This is a genomic window from Tautonia marina (genome assembly GCF_009177065.1).
GTDB classification, from domain to species: Bacteria; Planctomycetota; Planctomycetia; order Isosphaerales; family Isosphaeraceae; genus Tautonia; species Tautonia marina.
In genome coordinates this window covers 554,243-576,956 of record NZ_WEZF01000001.1, presented here as the reverse complement: position 1 = coordinate 576,956, position 22,714 = coordinate 554,243, and the positions used below count along the sequence as shown (strand labels likewise).

The window sequence follows — 22,714 nt, the reverse complement described above, 5'->3', positions numbered from 1 at the left end:
GCCAGCCACGTGCAGGTTCGGCTTTCAGAGAAACCGGGCATCCCGCAGTCCAAGACGATCTTGACTCCTCTCACCTTGCCCTCATTGGTCCCGGGCGATCAAGCTCGGAGTTCCGAGGTCACGGCGCAGACCGAACGCAATCCCGAGCGGTTGATCCTTACCGGCGGCCAGGCGCACGACAGATTCCGGGCCCGAGTCTTGATCGATGGGCTCGAATCCGAACATGTCATCGCGGATCAGGGGCAAAACAGCGGCCAGCCCCTTCGTCCCGAGGATCGTGGCGGCCGGGGCGAAGGTGGTCATTCCCTCGCGGTCCAACCGGCGTGAACCCCGAGAATTGGACACCCACCTCTACCGGGAACGGACCAGGTCGACCCGCCCTTTGGCCGACTGAAAGAGTGCCGACACGAGGCGACCCGCTACGCGAAGACATCGCGAAAAAAACTGGCCTTCTGCCAGTTTGCGTTCCTCATGGTCCTCTTGGCGTGATTGTCAGCAGAACCTAATTCACACTGGAGTCCAAAGTCAGAGCGGGCGAGGGGATTCGAACCCCTGACGTCCAGCTTGGGAAGCTGGCATTCTACCACTGAATTACGCCCGCTGTGGAATGATTGATGCTGAGGAGCGGGAAATGAATGAACCTGGCAATCGGCTCCGACCAATCATCTTCAGGCATGGTAATCCGCGAGGGTGGCCGGGTCAAGAAGGTGGAGACGTGCCCGGGGCACTCGCACGCAGGGAAGGAAGCCCGGCGTCGCAGAAAGGAACGGGCGACGCCGAGCATGAGCAGAGATCAAAGGGACCAGGGCTTGCGCATCATGGGAGAGAGCAGGCGATTGGCCTCCTCGCAGTTGGTGACCTGTTCGGCCTCGGGGTCCCAGGTGAGGGGGCGGCCGGTGAGCATGGCGAGGGTGTTCAGGTGGCAGATGGTGGCGGTGCGGTGGCCGACCTCGGCAGGGGCGACCGGGCGTTGTCGGCTGCGGACCGAGTCGAGGAAGTTTCGCTGGTGGCCAGGGCTGCGGCCGAGGTGGACCTCATCCGGCCCGATCGTTTCCTCCAGCAGCGACGGGCTGGAGGCTTCCAGCCGACCGCCGTGGATCTCGATGAAGATCCAGCCGTCTTCCCCTTCGAACTTCAGGCCGCGGGGGCCTTCGGTCGAGCCGATGAGTCTCGTTCCGTCGGCGTAAGTATTGGTGAATTCATAATCCCAGAAGACATCATACAAGCCTTCGCCCCGTCGGCCCTTGGCCTCGAAGTGGACCGGCCCGGTGTGATCCGTGCCCAGGCCAAGCTGGGCGATGTCGATCACATGGGCGCCTCGGTCGGTCATCTCACCGCCGCCGTAGGCCAGGTTGAACCGCCACCAGAAGTGGCATCGGGCCTCGGCATACGGTACCCGAGGGGTGTGGCCGAGCCAGAAATCGTAGTCGAACCCGTCGGGAATCGGCTCCGGGCCAGGAACCTCGGCCAGGGCCTTGGCCTCCTGGTGGTGATTGTCGGTGTCGGGCAGGTTGATCCGTACCGTATGCAATCGGCCAATTCGACCATTCTGCACCAATTCGCAGGCGAACCGCGCATTGTCGCCTGATCGTTCGTGGCTGCCGACCTGAAGAATCCGCTGGTGGCGATCCACCGCATCGACGATCGCCCGCCCTTCGGCCACGGTATTCGTCAAGGGCTTCTCGCAGTAAATATCCTTCCCGGCGTGCGCCGCGGCAATCGTCGGGATCGCGTGCCAGTGGTCCGGCGTGGCGACGATCACCGCCTCAATGTCGTTCCGGGCGATCAGCTCTCGAAAATCATGATACGAGGCGCAATCATCATTACCGACCTGTTCATTCACTTCCGCAACGGCCTGTTGCCGGTGCGAGGCGTCCACATCGCAAACGGCCACCAGTTGCACGTCGGGCTGCTGCAGGAACATCCGGTTCAGCCCTCGGCCCCGGCCTCCCACGCCAATCGTCCCCAGCACGATTCGGTCACTCGGCGCGGCGGCTCCGTCACGCCCCAGCGCCCTGGCGGGCACGACCGTCGGGAACGCGATCGCTCCGGCCGAGGCCGCCGCTGCACTCATCAAAAACGTTCGTCGGGAGGCGTTGTTGCGCGGTGGGTTCATCGTCGATGGCTCCTCGCTCTGGAAACGGCTCACGTCGGTCGACCCCCGCCGACCCTTCCGGTGACCATGCCCCCCGATCATCCCCCCCCTGCTCTCCAATTTCCAGACGATACCCCCACGGCCCCCCTCAGGCTGATCTTCTTTCGGAAGCCCTGCCACCCCTTCCGCCGACCGTCTTCGATGCCACACCTGCCGACACGACCTGCGTCTCGTCCTCAAGGCAGGCTCGGCAAGGTCACGAGCCTCGCTTGGCTCGTTCCTGAACCATCCCTCGCCTCCTTGGCTTCCGGTTCCCTCCCGGCTGTTCGTTTTGTGAGTGCGCGGTGTCGCGCACCTCGATTCCGGCTCAAACCCTTTTTGTGTGACTGACCTGCCCCATTTTCACGAGATTAAGAGAGGCGGGTTTCGATCCCGTCGTCCCTCGTCTTCCTTTGCTCCGTCGCCGTCCGCTCCTCGTTCCGCGACGGCCCCGAAGGACCGAGGCCCCTCTTTGGCAACCGCATCGCGAGAACCTCCTTCCACCTCTCCCAGGCGCACCGAGCCGCGCACCTGAGGCGCACCAAACCGCGCACCCAAGGCGCACCAAACCGCGCACCCAAGGCGCACCGAGCCGCGCACCATGCCCCAACGTTCGCTCACCTTGCGGCACTTCTCTACCGCACGAAACGAACCCAGTTCTCTCCGCGCGGACTGACGAAACGAACCCCGAGGAATCGGCGCAACTCGTTTCCAGTTCAGGCCAATCAACCGAACGAGCTTCCCTCCAACCAGCGCACCGCCCCGCGCACCCGAGGCGCACCGCATCGCGCACCGCATCGCGCACCGAGAGCAAGCGCGACCGCCTCGGCGCAGTTCGAGCCCACCTCTCCCTTCGCTCGAAACGAACCCGATCGACCGCGCCATCGGCTCCCGAAACGAATCCGACCTGCCGCGCCGTCGTTTCTAAAAACGAACTCGGATTACGCCGTGCCGATCGTTCCCAGCGCCCCGGCATCCCGCAACGAGCGCCGCGGCGATCGGATCGGCCGAGACACCCCGTTGCTTCGAGGCTGATCGAGCCGAACCCGTCGCGATCGGCGCAGGTGATCGACACCGGCCAGGTAGGTCAAGACCCGCCATTGCGAGCCCGAAACCGCCGGGTCGAGCCCGTCGGCAATCGTCTGGGGCTTCGGCATCGGCGGCACGCCGGGACACTCCATCAGCAGGCCCGATCGGTCGAAGAATCGCCCGTCAGGAGTCACCACCGCGTCCGCCTCCCGGAGCAGCTCACCACCAGGAGCGCTCTGAAGGACCACCGCCCCCGGAGGCACTGTCACCCCTCGGTCCGCCTCGTCGGCCAGATGGACGACCTGCGGATCAAGCCGACGCAGCACCCGGGCGATCGCCAGGCGTCGCACCCGATGCCCGCCAATCTTCCCCAGCCAGTTCGGAACCGCCAGGCGATGCACCACCGGCCCGGCCGGCTCGAACCCCTGTTCAAGGGGCGCCACGCAAGGGTGCATCGGGGCTAGCAGCACCACGACTCGGTGCCCCAGGGCTGTCAGCGTCTGGGCCATCGCGACGGCAGGAATCGAGGGAGCCAGTGATCGAGTGACAACGCAAATGGTCATGTCAAGCAACCTTCAGGTGAGTCTTCGGGCCAAGCCCATCGAGGTGTTCCAGCAGTTGCCGGGCGGCCGCGTCCCAGGTGAATCGGGCCGAGCGCCGCAGGGCGGCCTCGGCCAGGCGGGCTCGGGTACCACGGTCGCCAAGGACCTCGGCCATCGCCCCGGCCATCGCGTCGAGGTCGGTCGGATCGAAGAACAGGCCCGCCTCCCCGACGACCTCGGGCAGCGATCCGGCCGTGCTGGCCAGCACCGGAGTGCCACACGCCATCGCCTCAACCGGCGGCAGGCCGAACCCTTCCAGCAGCGACGGCTGGACCAGAGCCTCGGCTCGACCGTAGAGATGTACCAGATCCTCGTCAGGAACGAATCCTGTGAACACAATCTGATGCGAAAGGCCAAGTCGTTCCGTCTCGGCCCGCAATTCCGGGGCATGCGTATGGAAGACGTCGCCAAAGTCGCCGACGATCGCCAGGCGAACCCCGCTCGGGGCCGATCGGGCGAACGCCTGCATCAGCCGAGTCAGATTCTTATGAGGACTCAAGCCACCCACATAAATGAGGAACCGTTCTTCCGGCCGCAAGCCGTACCGCCTCATGGCCTCGTCCGAGGCCGGCCCCGGTGCCGACGGCCGAAAGACCGGGTCGGGAGCCGCCCCGATCAGGCCCACCCGATCCCCCGGCAAGCGGTAATGAGCCATCAGGTCGCGGCGAGACACCTCGGATGTCGTCAGAATCCGGTCGGCCGACCGCACCGCCACCCGCTCCTTGACCGTCCAGAACAGGCGGCCCCGCCGGTTCGGAAACACAAGGTCGGGATAGATCAGCGGCAACGCATCAAAGATGGTCACGATAACCCGGCCGACGTTCCAGACCGGGAAGAAGCTGTACGACGAGGGAAAGACCATCGCATCGAGGTTCGCCCCGCTCGTGGCCCGACTGAAGGCGAGCAAGTCGGCCACCCGTCGCCGTCCCTCGGCCGAGGCCGCCTGGCTCGGCGCCTCTCGAACCGGCACGGCCACCGTCTCAAACCCCGCGGGCACCTCGACCCGGTCCAGCGACGGCTGATCGACGAAGACCACGAACTCCCGGTCATGAGCCACCCGACCCAGCGCCCCCAGCAACGACCGGGAGAAGCGACCAAACCCCCGACGATTGCTCAGGCAGCCCCCATCAATGCCCACTCGCATCAAGAACCCCCTTCGGGATTCCCGTGTCCGGCATCCCGACGCAACCCGTGGCCCAGCGGCAGCGAGGGTCGCCAGCTTCGGGCGGGCTCCGGCTCGATCGGGTCGCCGATGACCGTGAACCGCGGCGGTTCCAGCTCGGCCTCGATGGTCCCCGACCTCCTTCGCCGATCCTTGCCAAGGACCGCCGCCGCCACCGCGTCCACGGCCGTCGGGTCGATCCCGGCAATGGCGATCACCTCCCGGCCGAACCGGCCGACTGGGCCTTCGACCACACTCAGATCCGGCCAGGCGCGGCGGATCGGCACGCCGTCGAACCGGAATCGGTCGTCCGGATGCAGCGCCGCGAGCATCGCCCGACGCCCGGCGGGCATCCCCCGCCATCCCTTGAGCGCCTCGATCGGCGTCAATGCGATCCGGCACCCGGCCGAGGCGACCGTCTCCGCCAATCGGATCGTGCCGATCCCCGGCCGCTCGATCGTCCGCCAGCGCTCCTCGTCGCGGGCCAGATCAAGAAACCGAACCGCCCGGCCCCAGCATTCGCGCCGGAAGCCGGATCGATCGAAGATTGCCCCGGCGTTGACACATCCGGAGGCCACAACCACCTCTCCCAGGTCAGCCGAGCCGAGTATGTCGAGCAGGCTCGAAAGCGGTGCCGGGTCGGCCCGGCGCGGCTCCAGATGGGTGAGGATCACGGCCGGGCCAGCGAGAATCGGCCGAATCTCGGCATCGAGCAAGGCGAGCGCCTCGGCCACGGCCCCTCGGCGGTTGTCAGATCGGACGACCGCGACGGTCGAGGTTGAGCCCTCGATGGTCGAGCCCACCGACGGGGCGATGGGTCTCAGGGGAGCGTCTTGGTCCGGGACCATGGGGATCGCCTCCGGGGAGCGGGCTGAGGGGCCAGGGTGTGAGGACCGGCGGCAGTCACCTCGGCGGGAGCGTCGGTCCTTGGTCGCAACGGCTGCCGATCGGCAATCGGCTGCCTCACCCGTCGCTGACCAAGCCAGATCGCCAAAGCAATCAGCACCGACAGGCCACAGCAGACGAAGTAGAGCAGATGCAACGGCACACTCATCACCGATCCAAGCACACCGATCCGACGAGCCAGGAACCGGTAGAAGCGGGCGTTCAGACCGACCACCGCCAGGGGTCCGATCGCGGCCAGAACCAGGGCCGAGGGTTCCATCGGGCTGACGAGCAAGGCCAGTCCGGTCAGTCCTGTCGCCGCCACGCTCGCCCGCTGGGTCACGCTGACGTTCAGATCGGTCTCGGCCACCCCGGAGCGCAGCATGAGCAGGGTCCAGGGCACCCCTCGGCGCGCAATGTCGGTTCGGATCACCTCCCGAAGCGTCCAGCGCTTCAGGTGGGTGACCTGGATGTCTCGGACCAGGTCGATCCGATGACCGGCCCGGGTCAGCCGATAGCCCAGCTCGATGTCCTCGATCGCCGGGCGTCGGTAGAGCTGGGGGTCGAACCCTCCCATCGCCAGGAACAGGTCGCGGCGAATGGCCCCGCACCCGGTCCAGAACGTATGGGCTGGTCGAGCCTCGTTCTGAAAGGTCCCCCGCTGATGCGTGTCGTGGTGCAGCAGATTCCGGAACCGGCTGACCAGGCCCGGAGCCGTCGGCCGGTCGTCGTACGAGCCGAACAGGGCCCCGAGTTCCGGGTCAGCCCGGAAGCGGTCGAGCACCTTCCGAGGGGCATCGGGATGCACCGCTACATCAGCGTCGAGGAAGAAGACGATCGGGGCCGAGGCCGCCCGGGCCCCATTGTTGCGGGCCGCGGCCGGTCCGAGCGGCCGATCGTGCCGCACGACCACGGCCCCGGCTGCCTCGGCCTTGCGGCCCGAGTCGTCCCGGGAGCCGTCATCGACGACGATCAGCTCGAACGCGACGCCGACAGAAACACGGAGCGCCCGGAGGCAGTGGGTCAGAGCGTCACCCCCGTCTCGAACGGGAACGACCACCGAAAGCGGCCACTGCCCCCGAGGCTCCGGACATGCCGGACCGGCGGGGTGATCTTCCATGACTTGCCCTCGCCCGTCACCTCGGTGCGAGCCGGTGTGCAGCCTCGTCCGTGGGGCCGCCCGCACTCGAACCGGGACCATCGACCGATCAGAGGACGCAAAAGGGGCCGAACCTGTTGCCGAATCGTGTGTTGCGCCCATCCAGCCGATCATGGCCGCGACGTGCAGGGGGACTTTAGCCGGGATCGCCTCGGCTGTCAACGCGGTTCGACCACCCGGCCCGATGTTCCGGATCTCCCCACCGGGGCGCCCTTCCCAATACCACCGCCTCGGCGCGATTTCCGCGTCCCCTGCCGATCAGAACGGGACCAGGGTTCCCGTGTTCGTCGGGGGCTGCTGCCGAGGAGGCTGCGGCTGGGCAGGAGTCGGAGGAGCAACCGCCGGGGACACGCCGGGACTGGTCGCGGGAGCAACCGCACTGGGCCGAGGCCCCGCCCCGGCCACCGGCAAACCTTCCACGTTCAGGGCGCAGCGGAAGCCGAGGTAAGGCAAGCGGGTGGTGATCGGCATCCCTTCGCGGTAGGTCAGGTCGTGCGAGGGGGAGGACCCTCGAACGGTCTGCCGAGGAGGCTGAGACGACGGGCGATCCGGTCCCCCCGGATTGTACGCGATGAACCGGGCCCGATCCCCATACACCCCGCCGTCGAACCAGTCGGCCGTCCATTCCCAGGCGTTGGCGGCCATGTCGAACACCCCGAAGGCCGAGCGGTCGGCCGGGTAGGCTGTCACGGGGTCGATCGAGCGGTTGGTCCGTTGCCGGGGCCACGGGGGAGGAGCAGCTCCCCACGGGCGGATCAGGGCGTCAGGGCCCCGGGCGGCGGCTTCCCACTGGGCCTCGGTGGGCAACGACTTTCCGGCCCATTCGGCATACCGAAGCGCTTCCTGGGCCGAGGTCAAGACGACCGGATGCCGAGGGGTCAGGCCGAGTCGGGTCAGTTCCTCGGGCTTCGGCACGACCGTCTCGCCCCGCTGGGTCAGGGCGTCGCGGTAGCGCGCGAACTGCTCGACGGTCACCTCGTGCTCGTCGAGGTAGAACGGCGGCAATTCGACCCGGTGGGCCGGTCCTTCCGAGGGAGGCCCGCCGTCTCTCCCCATGATGTAAACCCCCGCGGGAACCAGGACCATCGTCATACCGTCCCGATCGCAGACGATCCGAGACGGCCAGCCCGACGAATCTTCCAGGGCACCGGGAGCCGGCGAGAACCCGTTCGGCAAGACTCGGACGACCAGCTCAGGCTCCGGTTCGGGCTCCGGTTGCGGAACCGGCGGGGGTGCGACCACGCGATCGGCCGCGGTGTCCGGCGCTGGTTCGGGCGCGGGAGCGAGAACGATGACCTCCGGCGCCAGCGAGGGGATATCCGGGAACGGCGGCTGCCGATTGGCGATGCGGTCGAGGGCTTCTCGGGCGGTTGCGGCGGTCTGGGTGTCGGGGTAGGTGTCAACGATCCGCTGGAGATACGAGTGCGCGAGCTGAATCGTCAGGGCCGTTCGGGCGCGACCCAGCAGGCTTTGGGCCGCCTCCTCTGCAGCGTTGGGATCGGTCGTCGGGACGGTGTTCCGAGCGTTGACGGTCGGCGGGCCGAACATCTGGGTCGAGTCGATCACGTAGACGTCGGACATGTCCGAGTTGCCGCCTCCGACCGCCCGGACGATCATGGCGATGGCCAGGCCCACGGCGACAAACGCCATGATGCCGAGGATCACTCGAACGCGCCCCCGGGTCTCGACGGTGTCGAGCGTCGGCGTCGGGGTGGCGAGGGTCCGATTCCCAGGCTCGTCCTCCTCTTCGGCGGCCGACGCCTTGCGTCGGGCGAGTCGCTCGGCGTTGCGATCGCGTCGCGAAGTTCGAGGCGCGCCGGCCCCGGTGGGCTTCGGCGACTCGGCGTCGGTCTCATCCTCCCCCGAAGCGGGTGGAGCCACGCGAGAAAGCCTGGGCAACGGCTTCGGCGGCTGTCGAGGCCCGGACGATTGAGGAGGCGGATTCGCCCCCCCATCGACGGGCTTCGAGGACGGCGGCCGTTTCGGCGAAGGCGTACCGCTCGGCGGAGGGGCGAGATCGTATTCGGACGAGCTGGAATCGGCCATGAGGGGATCGCTCCCGCGGTTGCCAGGCAAAACGAATGGTCTCGCCTCGGAACCGGCCGCACAATAGCAAGGGAACCCTGCGAGAATCGCGCACCTGTTCCCAGGGTATCCGCAACGGCCCTCGGGGAACAAGTCCGCCCCGATGGTTCCCGTTGTGTCCTGACCTCGACAACGAGGGCAATCCGCTCAATATCAATCAGCCCCATTCGACGGCGGTCCATTCTTCGCTACGATTGAGCAGAGCCATCAGGAGGCTGACGACCTCGCGGCGTTCGACTCGTCGTGTCGGTTTCCTCCTCGTTCTGAAGCGGGGCACGTTTGTATGAGCATCGACCACGACGCGCTGTTCGCCGCCCTGGCCTTGCGTGCTCGGCAGATCGACTCCGATCGCCTGGCCTCGGCGTTTGAGGCCCGGTCGCAATCGCCCCAACCGCTGGCCGACCTGCTCGTCCAGCGTGGCGACCTCAATGCAGAGGCTCGCGATCAGCTCCAGGACCAGCTCGACGCCCTGATCGAGCAGTTCGACGGCAATCCGCAGAAACTCTGGGCGGCCGTGGCCGACGATCAGGTCCTCACCGCGATGACCGCCCTCAGTCTGCCCGCCTTCGAGGAGACGATCGACACCTCCGGACCTCAGGCGTCCGCGAACCACCCGCTCTCGGCCTCAGCCTCGGCCGACTTTCGATTCCAGGCGACCATCGACACCCGAGACGGCGCCGAGGTCCTTGGAAGCACCATCGACGCCGTAAACCCAGAGCCCCGACGCTTCGTGGGGCTCGAACCGCTGGGGAGGTCTTCCGGAGAATACAGCGCGAGCCGCTACACCCGCACCCAGCTTCACGCTCAGGGAGGGCTTGGCGAAATTTGGAGAGCCCGCGACCTGGTCCTCGGCCGGGAGGTCGCCCTGAAGGAGTTGAAACCGGAGAGCCTGGACCACCCGACGCTCTGGGATCGGTTCATCACCGAGGCCCGCATCACCGGCCAGCTCGAACACCCGAACATCGTTCCCGTTCACGAACTGGGCCACCACCCCGACAATGGCCGCCCTTACTACACGATGCGGTTCGTTCGAGGCCGGACCCTGGCCCGAGCCATTGCCGATTATCACCGCAACCGGAAAGCGGGCCAGGCCGACTCGACGATGGAGCTGCGTCGGCTGCTCGACACCTTCCTCGACGTCTGCAACGCCGTGGCCTTCGCCCACGCTCAGGGAGTGATTCATCGCGACCTGAAAGGGCAGAACGTCGTGCTGGGCGACTTCGGCGAGGCCCTCGTCCTCGACTGGGGCCTCGCGCGGCCCGCCGGCGGACCCGACCCGATGGCGTCCACCTCCGGCGACGCCGAGCAAACCGCCCCGGTCGTCGCCTTCGACCCCGAACGATCCGAGACGATCGCTGGTCAGGTCCTCGGCACCCCGGCCTACATGCCGCCGGAACAGGCCCGAGGAGCCATCGAGCAACTCGGCCCGACGAGCGATATCTACAGCCTCGGCGCGATCCTGTTCGAGCTGCTCACCGGACGGCCCCCTCACGTCGGTAAGGACTCGACTGAGTTGCTCCGGATGGCCCGCGACGAGCCCCCGCCTACCCCTCGATCCCTCAATGCCTCGGTCCCGAAACCGCTGGAGGCCATCTGTCTCCACGCCCTGAAACGTGAGCCGGGCGACCGCTACCAGACCGTACCCGAACTGGCCGAAGACCTGCGCCGATGGCTTGCCGACGAGCCGGTCAGCGTCTACCGGGAACCGATCACGGTCCGGGCCGGTCGATGGGCCCGACGCCACCGCACCGCAGTGGCCGTGGCCGCCGCCCTGGTCGTTGCCGCCGTGCCAGCCCTGACCCTCAGCACCGCCTTGATCGGTCGTGAACGCAATCGAGCCGCCCAGATGGAAGGCCTGGCCCGATCGGCGGTCGATGATATGTATCTGGAGGTCGCCGACACGATTCTCGGTGACCTGTCCGACCCCCGTCAGGAGGATTTCCTCCGTCGAGCCCTGGCCGGATTGGAGGGCCGATCCCGGTCGGACTCCCCCGGCCCCGAGGCGGACGACGGCCTGATCGTCCCCCCGATCGACGACGCCCTGCAACGGTCGATCAACGAGGCCCTGGCCTTCTACACCGGATTTGTCCAGGAAGGTGGCCTCGGGCCGTCGGCCGCGCTCGATCGGGAACGCGCCCGCGTTCGGATCGGCGACATCACCGCGCGGCTTGGCCGGTTCGACGAGGCCGAGCGTGCCTATCGCCAGGCAATCGACGCCCTGGTCACAATGCCTCACACCGGCCCTCAGCCCGGAGACGCTCACCGCGTGCTGGCCGAGGCTCGCAGCAACCTCGGCGACCTGCTTGGGGCACTCGGACGAGCCGACGAGGCCGAGCCCTTGCTCCGCCAGTCGATCGCCACCTGCGAGGCCATTGCGTCGCACGAGTCGCCGAGTCACGACAACGCCCTGGCCATTGCCGGTGCCGAGGCCGAGCTGGCCGAGTTGCTGAAGCTCTCCGGCCGGTTCGACGAGGCTGAATCGGTGTACCGATCCGCCATCGACCGGCTCGACCCCCTGGTGGTTGACCAGGCCGAGCCCTCCGTGCCCTTGCGCCGCGAGCTGGCCACGGTCACCGACGGTCTGGCCGTCTTGCTCTTGATGCTCGATCGTCCCGACGAGGCCGAGCCGCTGCTCCGGCGTGCCCTGGCGATTCAGGGGCCGTTACTCGCCGAACTTCCCACCGTCCCCCGGCTCCGCGAAGGCCTGGCGAAGACGAGCAACAGCCTGGGCATCTTGCTGCGTCGTCGCGGTGATCTGACCGAGGCCGAGGCGGTCCTGCGGCCGTCGATCGCCCACTTCGAACGGCTTGCCGAGGACTTCCCGGGCCGGCTCGAATATCGCCGGGCCCTGGCCCGAGGGCACCTGAATCTGGGCGTCCTGCTCTCCTCGGCCGGACGATTGCGAGACGCCGAGCAGGCCCAACGCCGGGCCGTCGATCTGTATAACGAGCTTGCCGAAATGGCCCCCGAACCCCTGAAAATCTCCCGAGATCGGGTGGTGGCCCTCGTCAACCTCGGCACCGTTCTGGAACAGCGAGGCAACGAGGGGGAGGCCGGGCACACCTACGACCGCGCTGTCGCCGCCGCCGAAGACCTCAACCAGCGCTTTCCCGAGATTCCCGACGCGGCCGACACGCTGGGCGTGGCCCTGCTCAATCGCGGCCGGCTCTTTGACATCGTCGGCGAGTTTGACGCCGCCGAGACCGACCTGACCCGAGCCGCCGATCTGTTCGGCTCCCTGGCCAAACGCTACCCCGATCGCCCCTCGTACCGTCAGGACGAGGCCGCCAGCCTCAGCACGCTCGGGCCGATCCTGGCCGCCTCGGGCCAGGAAGACCAGGCCGAGCAGGTCTACCGCGAGGCCATCGCCATCTTCGAGACCTTGCTTGCCGATCGGCCCGAGAACGCTTCGCTCCGATCCGACCTGGCAATGGCCCTGGCGAACCTGGGCAACCTGAAGAGGGACGACGCGGAACAAACCATCCGCCGCTCGCTGAGCCTGCTTCAAGAGCTGGCCGACGAGCAAGACACCACGACCCCCACCCTGACCCGTCATCTGGGCATGGTCCACTACAACCTGGGCGAGCGCCTGGCCGAGCTGGGCCGACCAGAGGAAGCCGAACAGGAAATCAGCCAATCGGCCGAGCTCTTGCTGGCCCTGGCCGATCGTCCCGAGGCCGGCCCTTCCGAACATTCGATGGCCGGCATCGTTTCGCTCGACCTGGCCGGATTACGGCTGGATCGGGGAGCCACCGAGGAGGCACGGGAGCCCCTGGAAGCCGCCATTTCCCATGCCCGACAAGGGGCCAGGGCGATGAACGCCCCGATGCTCCGCGAAACGCTCGACCAGGCCAGCGGCCGGCTCGTCGCCGCCCTGCTGTCTCAAGGGCGCTACGCCGAGGCCGCCCGAACCGCCTCGGAGCTGGCCGAGGCGCTGCCCAACCGTCCCGAGCTGCGCGTGAGGGCCGCGGAACTGCTCGGCGAGTGCCTGGAGGCGATCGCCTCGGACCCGGCCCTCGACCCGACACGATCCGAAGGTCTGATGGCCGAACTGGGTCAGCGGGCGATGGCCCAGCTTCGCGTTGCGATCGACGCCGGAGTCAGCCGGGACCTTCTTCGAGACCGCGCGGAACGGTTCGGCCCCCTCCGCGATCGGGACGAGTTCGACCGGTTGCTCTCCCCTCCGATCGAGCTTCAACCCGAATCGGAGACCAATTCCGAGGCAACCGAGCCGCAAACCCCCTGATGACCGACTTGCCGACCAACGAGGCCGATCATCCGGTCGAGGCCGTCGAATGGCCAGGGGTTCGGGATCGGCGCCGGACCCGAGCAAGCAGCCCGACCAGTCCGAGCCCGGCAGCCGTCATCGCCAGCGAGGCGGGCTCGGGGATGACGAACACCGGCGCGACGTTAAAGCCGGTTTCCTTGATCACCGTCCCGTCATCCAGGCGCCTTGAGGTCTGCCAGGCGTAGCGGATCTCGGAGAGCAGGATCAACGGGTTCACGTCGAAGGTTTGCCAGGAGAAGATCCCGATCACCAGCTCCGTTGCCCCAGCGGGCAAGCGAATGGGCTCGCCGGCGAGGTAAGAGAAGGTCAGGTTCGGCAGCGTCGGATCATCGAAGCCGACCGGCAAACCCGCCGGGATCAGTTCGTTCCGGCTGGACCAGCCGGCCGGCTTGCCGACATCACCTTCGAGATCGGGAATGTCGAAGATGGTGAAGTAGTCGCGCTCAGCCGGGTTGTTTGAGCCGTTGATGAACGTCCCCGGCAGGCCGGTGAGGACCAGCTCGGCCTGGTAGAACCCGATTGGGTCGAGGACCTCCTCGGCTTTCACGTCTCGAAGAATGAAACCGGCCTCGGCCGATTGAGACGCGACTCCCGAGAGAATCACGCCAAGCAGCGCGACGGTTGCCCGGTGAAGATGCTGCCTGGTCATGAACGGTCTCCCCAACAGGTTGAGCCAGTCAAAATCAAAACGAACGGGATCAACACGCGAACGCAGGATCGCCCCGACATGCTAAGCCGGGGCGATCCTGTTCGACAAGCGACGACCCTCGGTTCTGGTTGCATTCTTGCAACACATGAGGACCGGCCAATCAATGATGGGCCGCCTCGGCCGGGGTCATCTGATCTGCAATCCGACTCGGAAGCACGGACCGGAGATAGAGCAATCCCACGACGCTCGCGGCGATCGTGGCCATGAGAATGCCGAGCTTCGCCGCGTCGGTATCCTCAGGCGTGATGAAGGCCAGGTCCGTAATGAACAGGGCCACCGTGAAGCCAATCGCACCGAGCATCCCGATGCCAAAGAGTTGCCGGAAGTTCGTTCCCTCGGGAAGGGAGACCAACCCCGACTTGACACAGAGCCAGGCCATCAGCGTCGTGCCGATCGGCTTGCCGAGGAACAGGCCAAGGGCCACTCCCCAGAGAACCGGGCTGGAGAGGGCCACGTTCAGGCTCTCGGCGTTAATCACCACCCCGGCATTGGCCAGCGCGAAGACCGGCAAGACGACAAACGCCGTCCAGGGGTGGATGAACCGGATCAGACGATCGAGGATCGACTCGGTCATCTGGGTCAGATGCTCGATCTTCCCGAGGATGAAGCTGGCCTCGTCCTCGTTCTTCACCCGCATCGCCTCGTTGTACTCGGCCTGAAGCCGGTCCAGTTCCTCGGAATACCGCTGCATATTCAGCCAGGGAACCGAGGGGGTCATCAGACCCAGAACCACGCCCGCAATCGTGGCGTGCACGCCCGAGCTGAGCAACAGGGCCCAGAAAACCCCGCCCACCAGGATGTACGGGAAGATGTCCAGCACGCCAATGCGCTGCATGATGACCACCACCCCGACCATCGCCACCGCCAGCAGCAGCGCCGTCATCGAGATCTGTTCGGTGTAGAACAAGGCGATGACCATGATCGCGCCGATGTCGTCGACGATCGCAAAGGCGAGCAGCAAGACCCGTATCGAGTTCGGCACCCGATTGCCCAGCAAGGCGAGCACGCCGATGGCAAAGGCGATATCCGTTGCCATCGGCACCCCCCAGCCGCGCGAGACGCCGCCGGGGGCCGTGTTGATCACGGCATAGATGGCCGCCGGAACGATCATTCCTCCCAGGGCCAGCGCGGCCGGGAGGGCCGCTTTCCGGAAGCTGGCCAGCTCGCCCAGCACCAGTTCTCGCTTGATCTCCAGGCCCACCACGAAGAAGAAAAGGACCATCAAGCCGTCGTTGATCCAGTGATGCAGGTTCATACGATGATCATCGGCATGATCGTCTGCAACGGTGGCCGCCGACTCGGTCGCGGCGGAGGGGGGCAAGGCCGCGGCCCCACCGATACTTGCGGACACAAGCTCATTGACCGGCTCGTCCTCGTGGCCGCCTTCCTCCTCGTGGCCGTGCTCCTCTGCGTGCCCCTCGGCCTGATCGGAGGGAGGAGCGAACGAAAAGGCGCCAACAGTTAATTCAACCGGCGTATGAAAGATCTTTTCATAAGATTCTTGCCACGGAGAATTGGCCCAGATGATAGCGATCGTGGCGGCCAGGAACAGGGCAGCCCCGCCGGCCTCGGCCGTGTGGATGAACGTCAAGGCTCGAAGACCTACGCGGCGGGCCAGCGCAGATTGCCGCGAGTGAACCTCGATCTTGCCCATGCTACGAGGAGGTAGATGCATGCGACTGTCTCAAATCCCTTGATCTGACGCGCGAGGAAAGGGCGTTTGTCTCGCTCGACGCACCCCGAACGGTGGGCGGTCGAGACACGCTCGCAGCGGAATCCGATGGCGCTTCGGAGGTCCCCCCACACCGCGTGCCGGGGGACGGTTCCGGGACAACTCCGCCCCGGCCCAATCGCCGTTGATTAAACCAAAATCATGATTCCATCGCCAAGAGACCTTGGACGAAACCCCCGTTGGTTGTTGACACAACTATCCTCCCGGCCGTAAAATCCCGCTGACGTGGATGAACGGCCTCAGATCACTCCCAGGGTTGTTGCATGGTTGGTTCCCGACTCCAGCAGGAGTTGAAGAAACGCGAACCGTTCGCCGTGCCCGAGCAGGAGGCAATGCTGAACCTGCTGCGCACGGCCGATCGTCTGCAACTGAAGTTCATCCGCCTGTTCCGTCAGCACGGGCTCAGCCCGGCCCAGTACAACATCCTCCGGATTCTTCGCGGAGAAGGGGGCGAGGGACTGCCCAGCCTCGAAATTGCCGGTCGAATGATCACCTCGGTCCCCGACATCACCCGGCTCGTCGATCGTCTGGAGGCGGCCGGCCTGGTCGTTCGCGACCGATCCGAACGCGACCGCCGCGTCGTTCGGGTCCGCGTCACTCCTGAAGGGCTCGCCCGGCTCGGCCAGCTTGACGAACCCGTCCTGGAACTGCACCGCCGCCTGCTGGGCCACCTCGACCCCGAGGAACTGCAAACCCTCAACACCTTGCTGACCAAGGCCCGTTGCTCACCCGACGTGCCAGGCCCCTGAGCCCCCTCCCACGCTCGACACGGGCCTTTCGCCCCCACCGGGGCACAGCAAGCTCTTCGTCCGCCACGTTTCGTCTCGCGAACCCAGTTTTTGATTGAGGATCGACTCCCATGAACATCATCGCACGATGGTCTGCTCTGATCTCCCTGCTCGCGTTCGTGGCCCTGACCGGCTGCTCGAACCCGGCCGCCGACGTGACCGCCGCCAAGGTCGGCGACGCCGAGCCCATCCCGGCCGAGGCTGAAGTCACGACCACGGAAACCGAAACCGAGGTTGAGGTTGAGGGTGAGGCCGCTCCGGCCGCCGCCGAGGAGGTCGCGTTCGACGGTTCGTCCTCCAAGATCGACTTCGTCGGATCGAAGCTCGTCGGCAGCAGCCACGACGGCGGCTTCAAGTCGTTCACCGGCCGGTTCCTGCTCCCGCCCGACGGCGAGTCGATCAGCTCCGTCTCGGTGACGATCGACATGAACTCGATCTGGTCCGACAACGACAAGCTGACGGGCCACCTGAAAAATGAAGATTTCTTTGAAGTCGAAACCTACCCCGAATCCGAATTTGTTTCGACCGCGATCGTGGCCGACACCTCGAACGGAGGTACCCACGAGATCACCGGCAACCTGACCCTGCATGGCGTGACCAAGTCGGTCAGCTTCCCCGCGACCGTCGCCATCACCGACGAGGCCGTTTCGCTCGACTCCGAGTTCAAGATCGACCGAACCATCTGGGGGATCGTCTACGGTTCCGAGGCAGACGTCCGCGACAACATCATCAACAAAGATGTCGTGATTCGACTCGACGTGGACGCCGCTCGCGGTGCCGAGGCTACCGAAGCCGCAGAGTAATCTTCCGCGAATCCGCTGCGACCCACTGTCGCGGGATGTTCAGCGGCCCAGGCCCCTGGACATCCCGCGGTTTACCTGGTCGTAATAGGGGCATTCTTGCCGTCCATGCGCCGCCGGCCGACGTGCCGACGACACCTGTACCCCCGCCCCTTTGGCCCTCGGCGGTCATGCCCTCGGGTCTGTGGAGTTCCAACGCATGAAAGCCGTCGTGATCGACGGATACGGAGGCCCCGATCGGCTTCAGATCCGAGAGGTCAAGTGTCCTGAGCTGGAACCGGGAATGATCCGGGTCAGGGTTCGAGCGGCGGGGGTCAACCCGGTCGACTGGAAGATCCGTAGCGGGATGCTCAAGGGAATCTTGCGACCGACCTTCCCCTTGATTCTCGGCGGCGACCTGGCCGGCGAGGTCGATGCGGTGGGCGAGGGTGTCACCCGATTTCAAGTGGGTGATCCGGTCTTTGGAATGGCCGACCTGAGAAAAGGCCAGACCGGCGCCTATGCCGAATATGCCGTCATTGCCGAATCGGCCGCCGCTCGAAAACCGGACGTCTGGAGCTTCGAGCAGGCCGCCTCGGTCCCGATTGCCGGCCTGACCGCCTTGCAATCGCTCCGCGACCTTGGCCGGGTCCCCTCGGGCGGGTCGGTCCTGATCAATGGCGCCTCGGGAGGGGTTGGCACCTTCGCGGTGCAGATCGGCAAGGCGCTGGGAGCCCGGGTCGTGGCGACCTGCTCGGCCTCGAATGCCGAACTGGTCCGATCGCTCGGCGCCGACACCGTGATCGACTACACCGTGCACGACGTAACCCAGCGGGACGAAACCTTCGACGTGTTCTTCGACGCCGTCGCCCGCAGCAACTTCCGCCGGGCCCGCCACCTCCTCAAGCCCGACGGAACGTACGTCTCGACGCTACCCTCGCCGCGGTTGATCGGCTGGATGGGCCTCTTGCCCATCCTCCGGCCGTTCGGCGTGCGACGACGGGCGGCGATCATTCTGGTCAAGCCTCGCGGAGACGACCTCGCCACGCTTGCCCAGTTGGCCGAGCAAGGGGAACTCCGGCCCGTCATCGAGCACGTTTACCCGCTGGAAGACGCTCGCCAGGCCCACGAGCAGAGCCAGACCGGCCGCACGCGCGGGAAGATCGTGTTGCACATCGCTTGACCCGGATGATTCCTCCCCCCTCCCCTTCGATGAAAAGGTGATCCGATGGCTGGCTTGCTCCTGCCGATCGTCGTCTCGCTGGGCCTGGTCGCGCCGATCGACGACCCTCCCGAGGCGAAGGCCCCCGACATCCGCGACCTCGTCACGCATGGCATGGCCGACTCGAACGGCGTGAAGATTCATTACGCGACGATGGGGAACGGGCCGCTCGTGGTCATGCTGCATGGCTTCCCCGACTTCTGGTACACCTGGCGCGCCCAGATGCCCCCGCTCGCCGAGCACTTCCGTGTCGTCGCCATCGACCTTCGCGGCTACAACGAGAGCGACCAGCCCGAGGGGGTCGAGGCGTACGCATTGGATCGCCTGGTCGAGGACGTGGCGGCCGTCGTGCGGCACTTCGAGGCCGAATCAGCCGTGATCGTCGGGCACGACTGGGGAGGGATGATCGCCTGGTCGTTCGCCATGGCACATCCCGATCAAACCGATCGGCTGGTCATCCTCAACCTGCCTCACCCGAAGGGCCTGCTCCGCGAGCTGGCCGAGAACCCCGACCAGCAACGGGCCAGCCAGTACGCTCGGAACTTCCAGGCCGACGGGGCCGAGGCGCTCATCCCCCCCGCCCTGCTCGCCGGATGGGTTCAGGACCCCGAGGCCCGAGCCGTCTACGTCGAGGCGTTCGGCCGATCCTCCCGCACCGCCATGCTCAACTATTACCGGGCCAACTACCCGCGCCCGCCTTACGATCAGGCCCTCGAAGGACGCGAGTTCCCTCCCGTCGAGTGCCCCGTCCTGATGATTCACGGACTGGATGACACCGCCCTCTTGCCCGGTGCCCTGGCTGGCACCTGGGACTGGATCGCCGACGACCTGACCCTTATCACCATCCCCGGCGCTGGCCACTTCGTTCAGCAAGACGCCGCCGACCGCGTCACCCGGACGATGACCTGGTGGCTGACCTCGTCTCCCTGGGCCCCCTGAACGAGGACGAACCGCTTACGAATCAAGGTGTCGCCGTTGCGTCGGCCCCCTCGGGCGAGGGAGGGCAGCCGAGCAGCGAGGCAATGCGATCGGTCACACGGTCCCAGCTATCCTCGGCGACGGTCGCCCGGCGGGCTCGGGTCCGTTCCGGAGTGTCGTCGAGCAGGGCGTGGTCGATGGCTTGCAGGAATTCGTCGTGCGTGGTGACCTGCTCAATCAGGCCGTCGTACGGATCGAACGCGGGCAGCTCGGACGCCACAACGGGGAAGCCGATCGCAAGATATTCCTTGATCTTGATCGGATTACAGCTTTCGTTGAACTCGTTCCGAAGAAACGGAATGATGCCGACATCGAAGTGCGCGGCGAAGGCGGGTAGGTCGTTGGGAGGCATCTGGCCGATGTGGCGGACGTTCGGCTCGGCCAGAATCGAACCGAGGTCCATCTGCGCCGGGCCGATCAGGACGAGTGATCCCCCCCGAGCCGCCGCGTGCCGGGCGATGCGCACCAGAAGTTCACGATCCATCCGGTAGTCGTCCATGCCGCCGTAGAAGCCGATGATCGGCCTCGGAAGCCCCCGCAACGGTTCCGGAGGCGGGCCTTCGGGGGGCCTTCCCTCGGGGCGTTCCTGGGCGAAGCGTTCGAAATCGACGCCGTGGCCAATCAGCTCGGCGTGGGCCGACAGGCCGCGCTCGGCCTCCATCAGCCCTTCATTGACGTAGATGACCACATCGGACCCAGTGACGAGTCGGCGTTCGAGCGGGGCGATGGTGGCATGATCGGCCCCCGGCATCGATCCGAAGTCGTCGCACCGTTCGAAGACCGTGCGCGTCCAGTTCAGGCGTTCGACCGCCGGCCCCATTGTGGGCATCGACACCACCGCCGAGGCATGCTTCATGCCCAGCCACCGGCGCAGAGCGGCAATTTGCCAGGCCAGCAACCGCCCGTTCAGCTCGATCCCCTTCGGCGAATACTTCGGCACAAACAGGGGAGAATAGACCCACATCCCGGTTTCCGGATCACGACGCAGACCACGGAGCATGCTGCCGAGTTTGCGAGTATATCGGCTCCAGGCAATCTCGGTACGGCCGGGAACCGGCATCCGCATGCCGATGCTGTTGATCCAGAGCGTCGGCACGCCCCGCCTGGCCAGGCGAACCGCCATGCGGACCGACGAATGCCCCCGGTTGTGGTACCAGTAGTCGACGTTCCCACACCAGACCACACCATCACAGGCTTCGGTCTGCCGAGCCGGCAGCGTATTTCGATTCACGGTCAGGGTCATCTCGGGGTCACCAGAACAGAGCAACGGTGTTCAGCACCAGAGCGTTCGATCGCAACAGGAGATCGTTGAGTTGGTCCCGATTCGAACAACAGTCGGATCGAAAATCTTGTTTTCCCTTACGAGCAAACCATCGCTCAAGAACGCACTCATTCATCCCCTGAAGCGATCATGATTCGACATCTTCAACTCAACAGTCGTTCTTCGATGACGAAGCTCCTGTTGCAAGGTCGTCGTCCACGCTGACAGGAACTCCCCGAACAGTCTCCAGCGGGTCTTCCAGGGATCGGGCTCTCAGATCACCGCCCGAGCGAAAACCCCGCCAGAAGCCACGCATCCATGAAGATCAGACTCAATCAAGCCGCCTGGTGTGACTCCACCGCCGCAGCTTTCACTCCGGATGTTTCACCAACGCAACGCGATCCCGCCGGGCCCAAGGTGCTTGCCACACCTCTTCCCGGATGCCCTCGGCAGTGCAAACCCAGAGCATCGTTCATTCGACAATAAGACCTTCGGCCCCAACCAACAAGACATGCCGTATCAAGGAGCCCATCGGCCCCGGCTCGATTCGCGCCATATTTGGCACACAAGCACCTCAAACACACAAGAAAGCAGTCAAATCTCGGCAATTCTCCTCAAAAACACACCCGATTCTCGCTGAAATGAGCGACTCACCGTCCGGCCGGAGCGTTGGGTCGTTGATCGGATGGCTTACGATTTTTTGACCGTTCTCCCAGGCGAACCTCGCCGAGTCGATGCCCTTCCGGCGGCGATCCGGAAGGGCAAGCGAACCGAGAATCGGCTCACGACGGACGGTTGACCGGAGCGCTGATGATCCGAGAATCATGGGAGATCGTCCAGCGTCGGGCCGGTTCCCCCTCGGCGGCGGGCACGATCACCGAGGCGGAGTAGCCGTCATCCGTCGCCTCGATGGTCAGCGAGGGTTCGGGGCCGGCGTCGAAGCCGATTTCCTCGACCGACGTGGCCCAGCGGTCGTGCTCCTTGCGGAAGACCTTCTGCGCCTCATATACGAGGTGCAGGAAGTCGCGAGCTGGACGGGCGCGATCGGGCCGAAAGGTCACCGAACCGACCGTATCGGTCGAGAACACCACATCGCCCCAGCGCTCGGGGCGGTGCATGTCGATCACCCATTGCGGCGACCAGACCCAGTTATCCTCTCTCGTGTCCGGCACCTTCTGATAGCGCCCGTCCACGACCAAATGCTGCCACTCGACCCGGGAGAAGTTCACCCGCCAGCGGTCGCCGTTTCGGGGAGGGCTCGGCTGATCGGTGAACTCGCCCAGCACGTTCCAGGGCATCGCGATCTCGACCGACCAGCCTTCGTCCTCGTCGGTCGGATCGTTCAGGGTCCCTCGCACGTGCACGGCCGTCTTCAGACCGGGAATTTCCCACTCGTTCAGCGCGGGGCCGCCGTCTCGGTACGGCTTGACGAGCCGAAGATCCCAGCCGGTGTTCAGCGCATTGATCTCGAACTCGTAGTACTGGTGGTTGTCGCCATCGGGGTCGATGAAGACCTCGAAGTCGTTGTCATAAAAGATGACCGAATCATGCTCGGTCAGGGTTCCCCAGACGTGCGGTTCTTCCAGATCCGCCGCAATGTAGAAGAACTGATCGTCCCAGGCCATTTTCGCCCGGGTCTTGAACCGAGGGCGAGGGCGAACATCTCCCTCGATGTCGAGGAAAAACTCGGTCCAGGGAATTCCCTTCCAGCCCGGATCATCGAGCCGACCATCCATCGTGATCGGCCCTGGGGTCCGGTACGCGACGTAGCCGCGGGCCTCTGCGGCGGTGAACTCATGGGGCCCCGGCTCTTCATCGAGCAGCGCGGGGGACATCACGAGCAAGGCAAGCAACGACGGAACCAGCATGATGCAATAGTCTCCCGGGAATCGACCAGTCCT

16 protein-coding genes and 1 tRNA gene are annotated in these 22,714 nt (G+C 65.8%); 5 read left to right on the top strand and 12 right to left on the bottom strand.

The genetic code is table 11. The annotated features are described in order from the left end of the window. Positions 1-81: 81 nt before the first annotated feature. From GA615_RS02200 to GA615_RS02165, 8 genes are all read right to left on the bottom strand, one after another. The gene (locus tag GA615_RS02200) at positions 82-303 is read right to left on the bottom strand and encodes a hypothetical protein (protein ID WP_152049605.1); all 222 of its coding nucleotides are present in this window, start codon (positions 301-303) and stop codon (positions 82-84) included. Between the two features lie 226 nt (positions 304-529). Continuing rightward, positions 530-601: transfer RNA gene (locus GA615_RS02195), tRNA-Gly, on the bottom strand. 192 nt (positions 602-793) lie between these two features. Next, positions 794-2,116 carry a Gfo/Idh/MocA family protein gene (locus GA615_RS02190; protein WP_152049604.1) on the bottom strand — a complete coding sequence of 441 codons (1,323 nt, stop codon included), beginning with the start codon at positions 2,114-2,116 and terminating at the stop codon, positions 794-796. 959 nt (positions 2,117-3,075) lie between these two features. Further along, positions 3,076-3,726, bottom strand: a complete 651-nt coding sequence (locus GA615_RS02185) for a hypothetical protein (protein WP_152049603.1) — start codon at positions 3,724-3,726, stop codon at positions 3,076-3,078. A gap of 1 nt (position 3,727) precedes the next feature. Next, complete coding sequence (locus GA615_RS02180) at positions 3,728-4,909, bottom strand: glycosyltransferase family 4 protein (protein WP_152049602.1); 1,182 nt, start codon at positions 4,907-4,909, stop codon at positions 3,728-3,730. Next, positions 4,909-5,775, bottom strand: a complete 867-nt coding sequence (locus GA615_RS02175; protein WP_152049601.1) for a hypothetical protein — start codon at positions 5,773-5,775, stop codon at positions 4,909-4,911. Before GA615_RS02175 ends, GA615_RS02180 begins: the two co-directional genes overlap by 1 nt. Next, positions 5,748-6,932, bottom strand: a complete 1,185-nt coding sequence (locus tag GA615_RS02170) for a glycosyltransferase family 2 protein (protein WP_152049600.1) — start codon at positions 6,930-6,932, stop codon at positions 5,748-5,750. Before GA615_RS02170 ends, GA615_RS02175 begins: the two co-directional genes overlap by 28 nt. A 297-nt stretch (positions 6,933-7,229) precedes the next feature. Further along, positions 7,230-9,017: an SUMF1/EgtB/PvdO family nonheme iron enzyme gene (locus tag GA615_RS02165; RefSeq protein WP_152049599.1), complete on the bottom strand. Its 1,788-nt coding sequence runs from the start codon at positions 9,015-9,017 to the stop codon at positions 7,230-7,232. Between the two features lie 322 nt (positions 9,018-9,339). On the opposite strand from GA615_RS02165, the gene GA615_RS02160 reads away from it, so the two are divergent. Next, a complete protein-coding gene (locus tag GA615_RS02160) occupies positions 9,340-13,302 on the top strand; it encodes a tetratricopeptide repeat protein (protein WP_152049598.1) in 3,963 nt (1,320 codons plus the stop codon). Between the two features lie 28 nt (positions 13,303-13,330). Here GA615_RS02160 and GA615_RS02155 read toward each other — a convergent pair whose 3' ends face one another. Further along, positions 13,331-13,993: a PEP-CTERM sorting domain-containing protein gene (locus tag GA615_RS02155; protein WP_152049597.1), complete on the bottom strand. Its 663-nt coding sequence runs from the start codon at positions 13,991-13,993 to the stop codon at positions 13,331-13,333. Positions 13,994-14,153: 160 nt separating this feature from the next. After that, complete coding sequence (gene nhaA, locus GA615_RS02150; RefSeq protein ID WP_152049596.1) at positions 14,154-15,728, bottom strand: Na+/H+ antiporter NhaA; 1,575 nt, start codon at positions 15,726-15,728, stop codon at positions 14,154-14,156. A gap of 320 nt (positions 15,729-16,048) precedes the next feature. Between nhaA and GA615_RS02145 the strand changes: the two genes are divergently transcribed. The 4 genes from GA615_RS02145 (at position 16,049) to GA615_RS02130 (ending at position 19,513) form a co-directional block, all read left to right on the top strand. After that, positions 16,049-16,534 (top strand): MarR family winged helix-turn-helix transcriptional regulator, encoded by a 486-nt coding sequence (locus tag GA615_RS02145; protein ID WP_152049595.1) that lies wholly within the window; start codon positions 16,049-16,051, stop codon positions 16,532-16,534. A gap of 110 nt (positions 16,535-16,644) precedes the next feature. Continuing rightward, positions 16,645-17,376: a YceI family protein gene (locus GA615_RS02140; protein WP_152049594.1), complete on the top strand. Its 732-nt coding sequence runs from the start codon at positions 16,645-16,647 to the stop codon at positions 17,374-17,376. Positions 17,377-17,572: 196 nt separating this feature from the next. Next, positions 17,573-18,535, top strand: coding sequence for an NAD(P)-dependent alcohol dehydrogenase (locus GA615_RS02135; protein ID WP_152049593.1), 963 nt, complete (start codon positions 17,573-17,575; stop codon positions 18,533-18,535). Positions 18,536-18,580: 45 nt separating this feature from the next. Further along, positions 18,581-19,513: an alpha/beta fold hydrolase gene (locus GA615_RS02130; protein ID WP_152049592.1), complete on the top strand. Its 933-nt coding sequence runs from the start codon at positions 18,581-18,583 to the stop codon at positions 19,511-19,513. A gap of 22 nt (positions 19,514-19,535) precedes the next feature. Here the strand turns inward: GA615_RS02130 and GA615_RS02125 are convergent, their stop codons facing one another. Further along, the gene (locus GA615_RS02125) at positions 19,536-20,795 is read right to left on the bottom strand and encodes a glycosyltransferase (protein WP_152049591.1); all 1,260 of its coding nucleotides are present in this window, start codon (positions 20,793-20,795) and stop codon (positions 19,536-19,538) included. An 800-nt stretch (positions 20,796-21,595) separates the two neighbouring features. After that, positions 21,596-22,681 (bottom strand): carbohydrate-binding family 9-like protein, encoded by a 1,086-nt coding sequence (locus GA615_RS02120; protein ID WP_235905003.1) that lies wholly within the window; start codon positions 22,679-22,681, stop codon positions 21,596-21,598. Positions 22,682-22,714 lie beyond the last annotated feature (33 nt).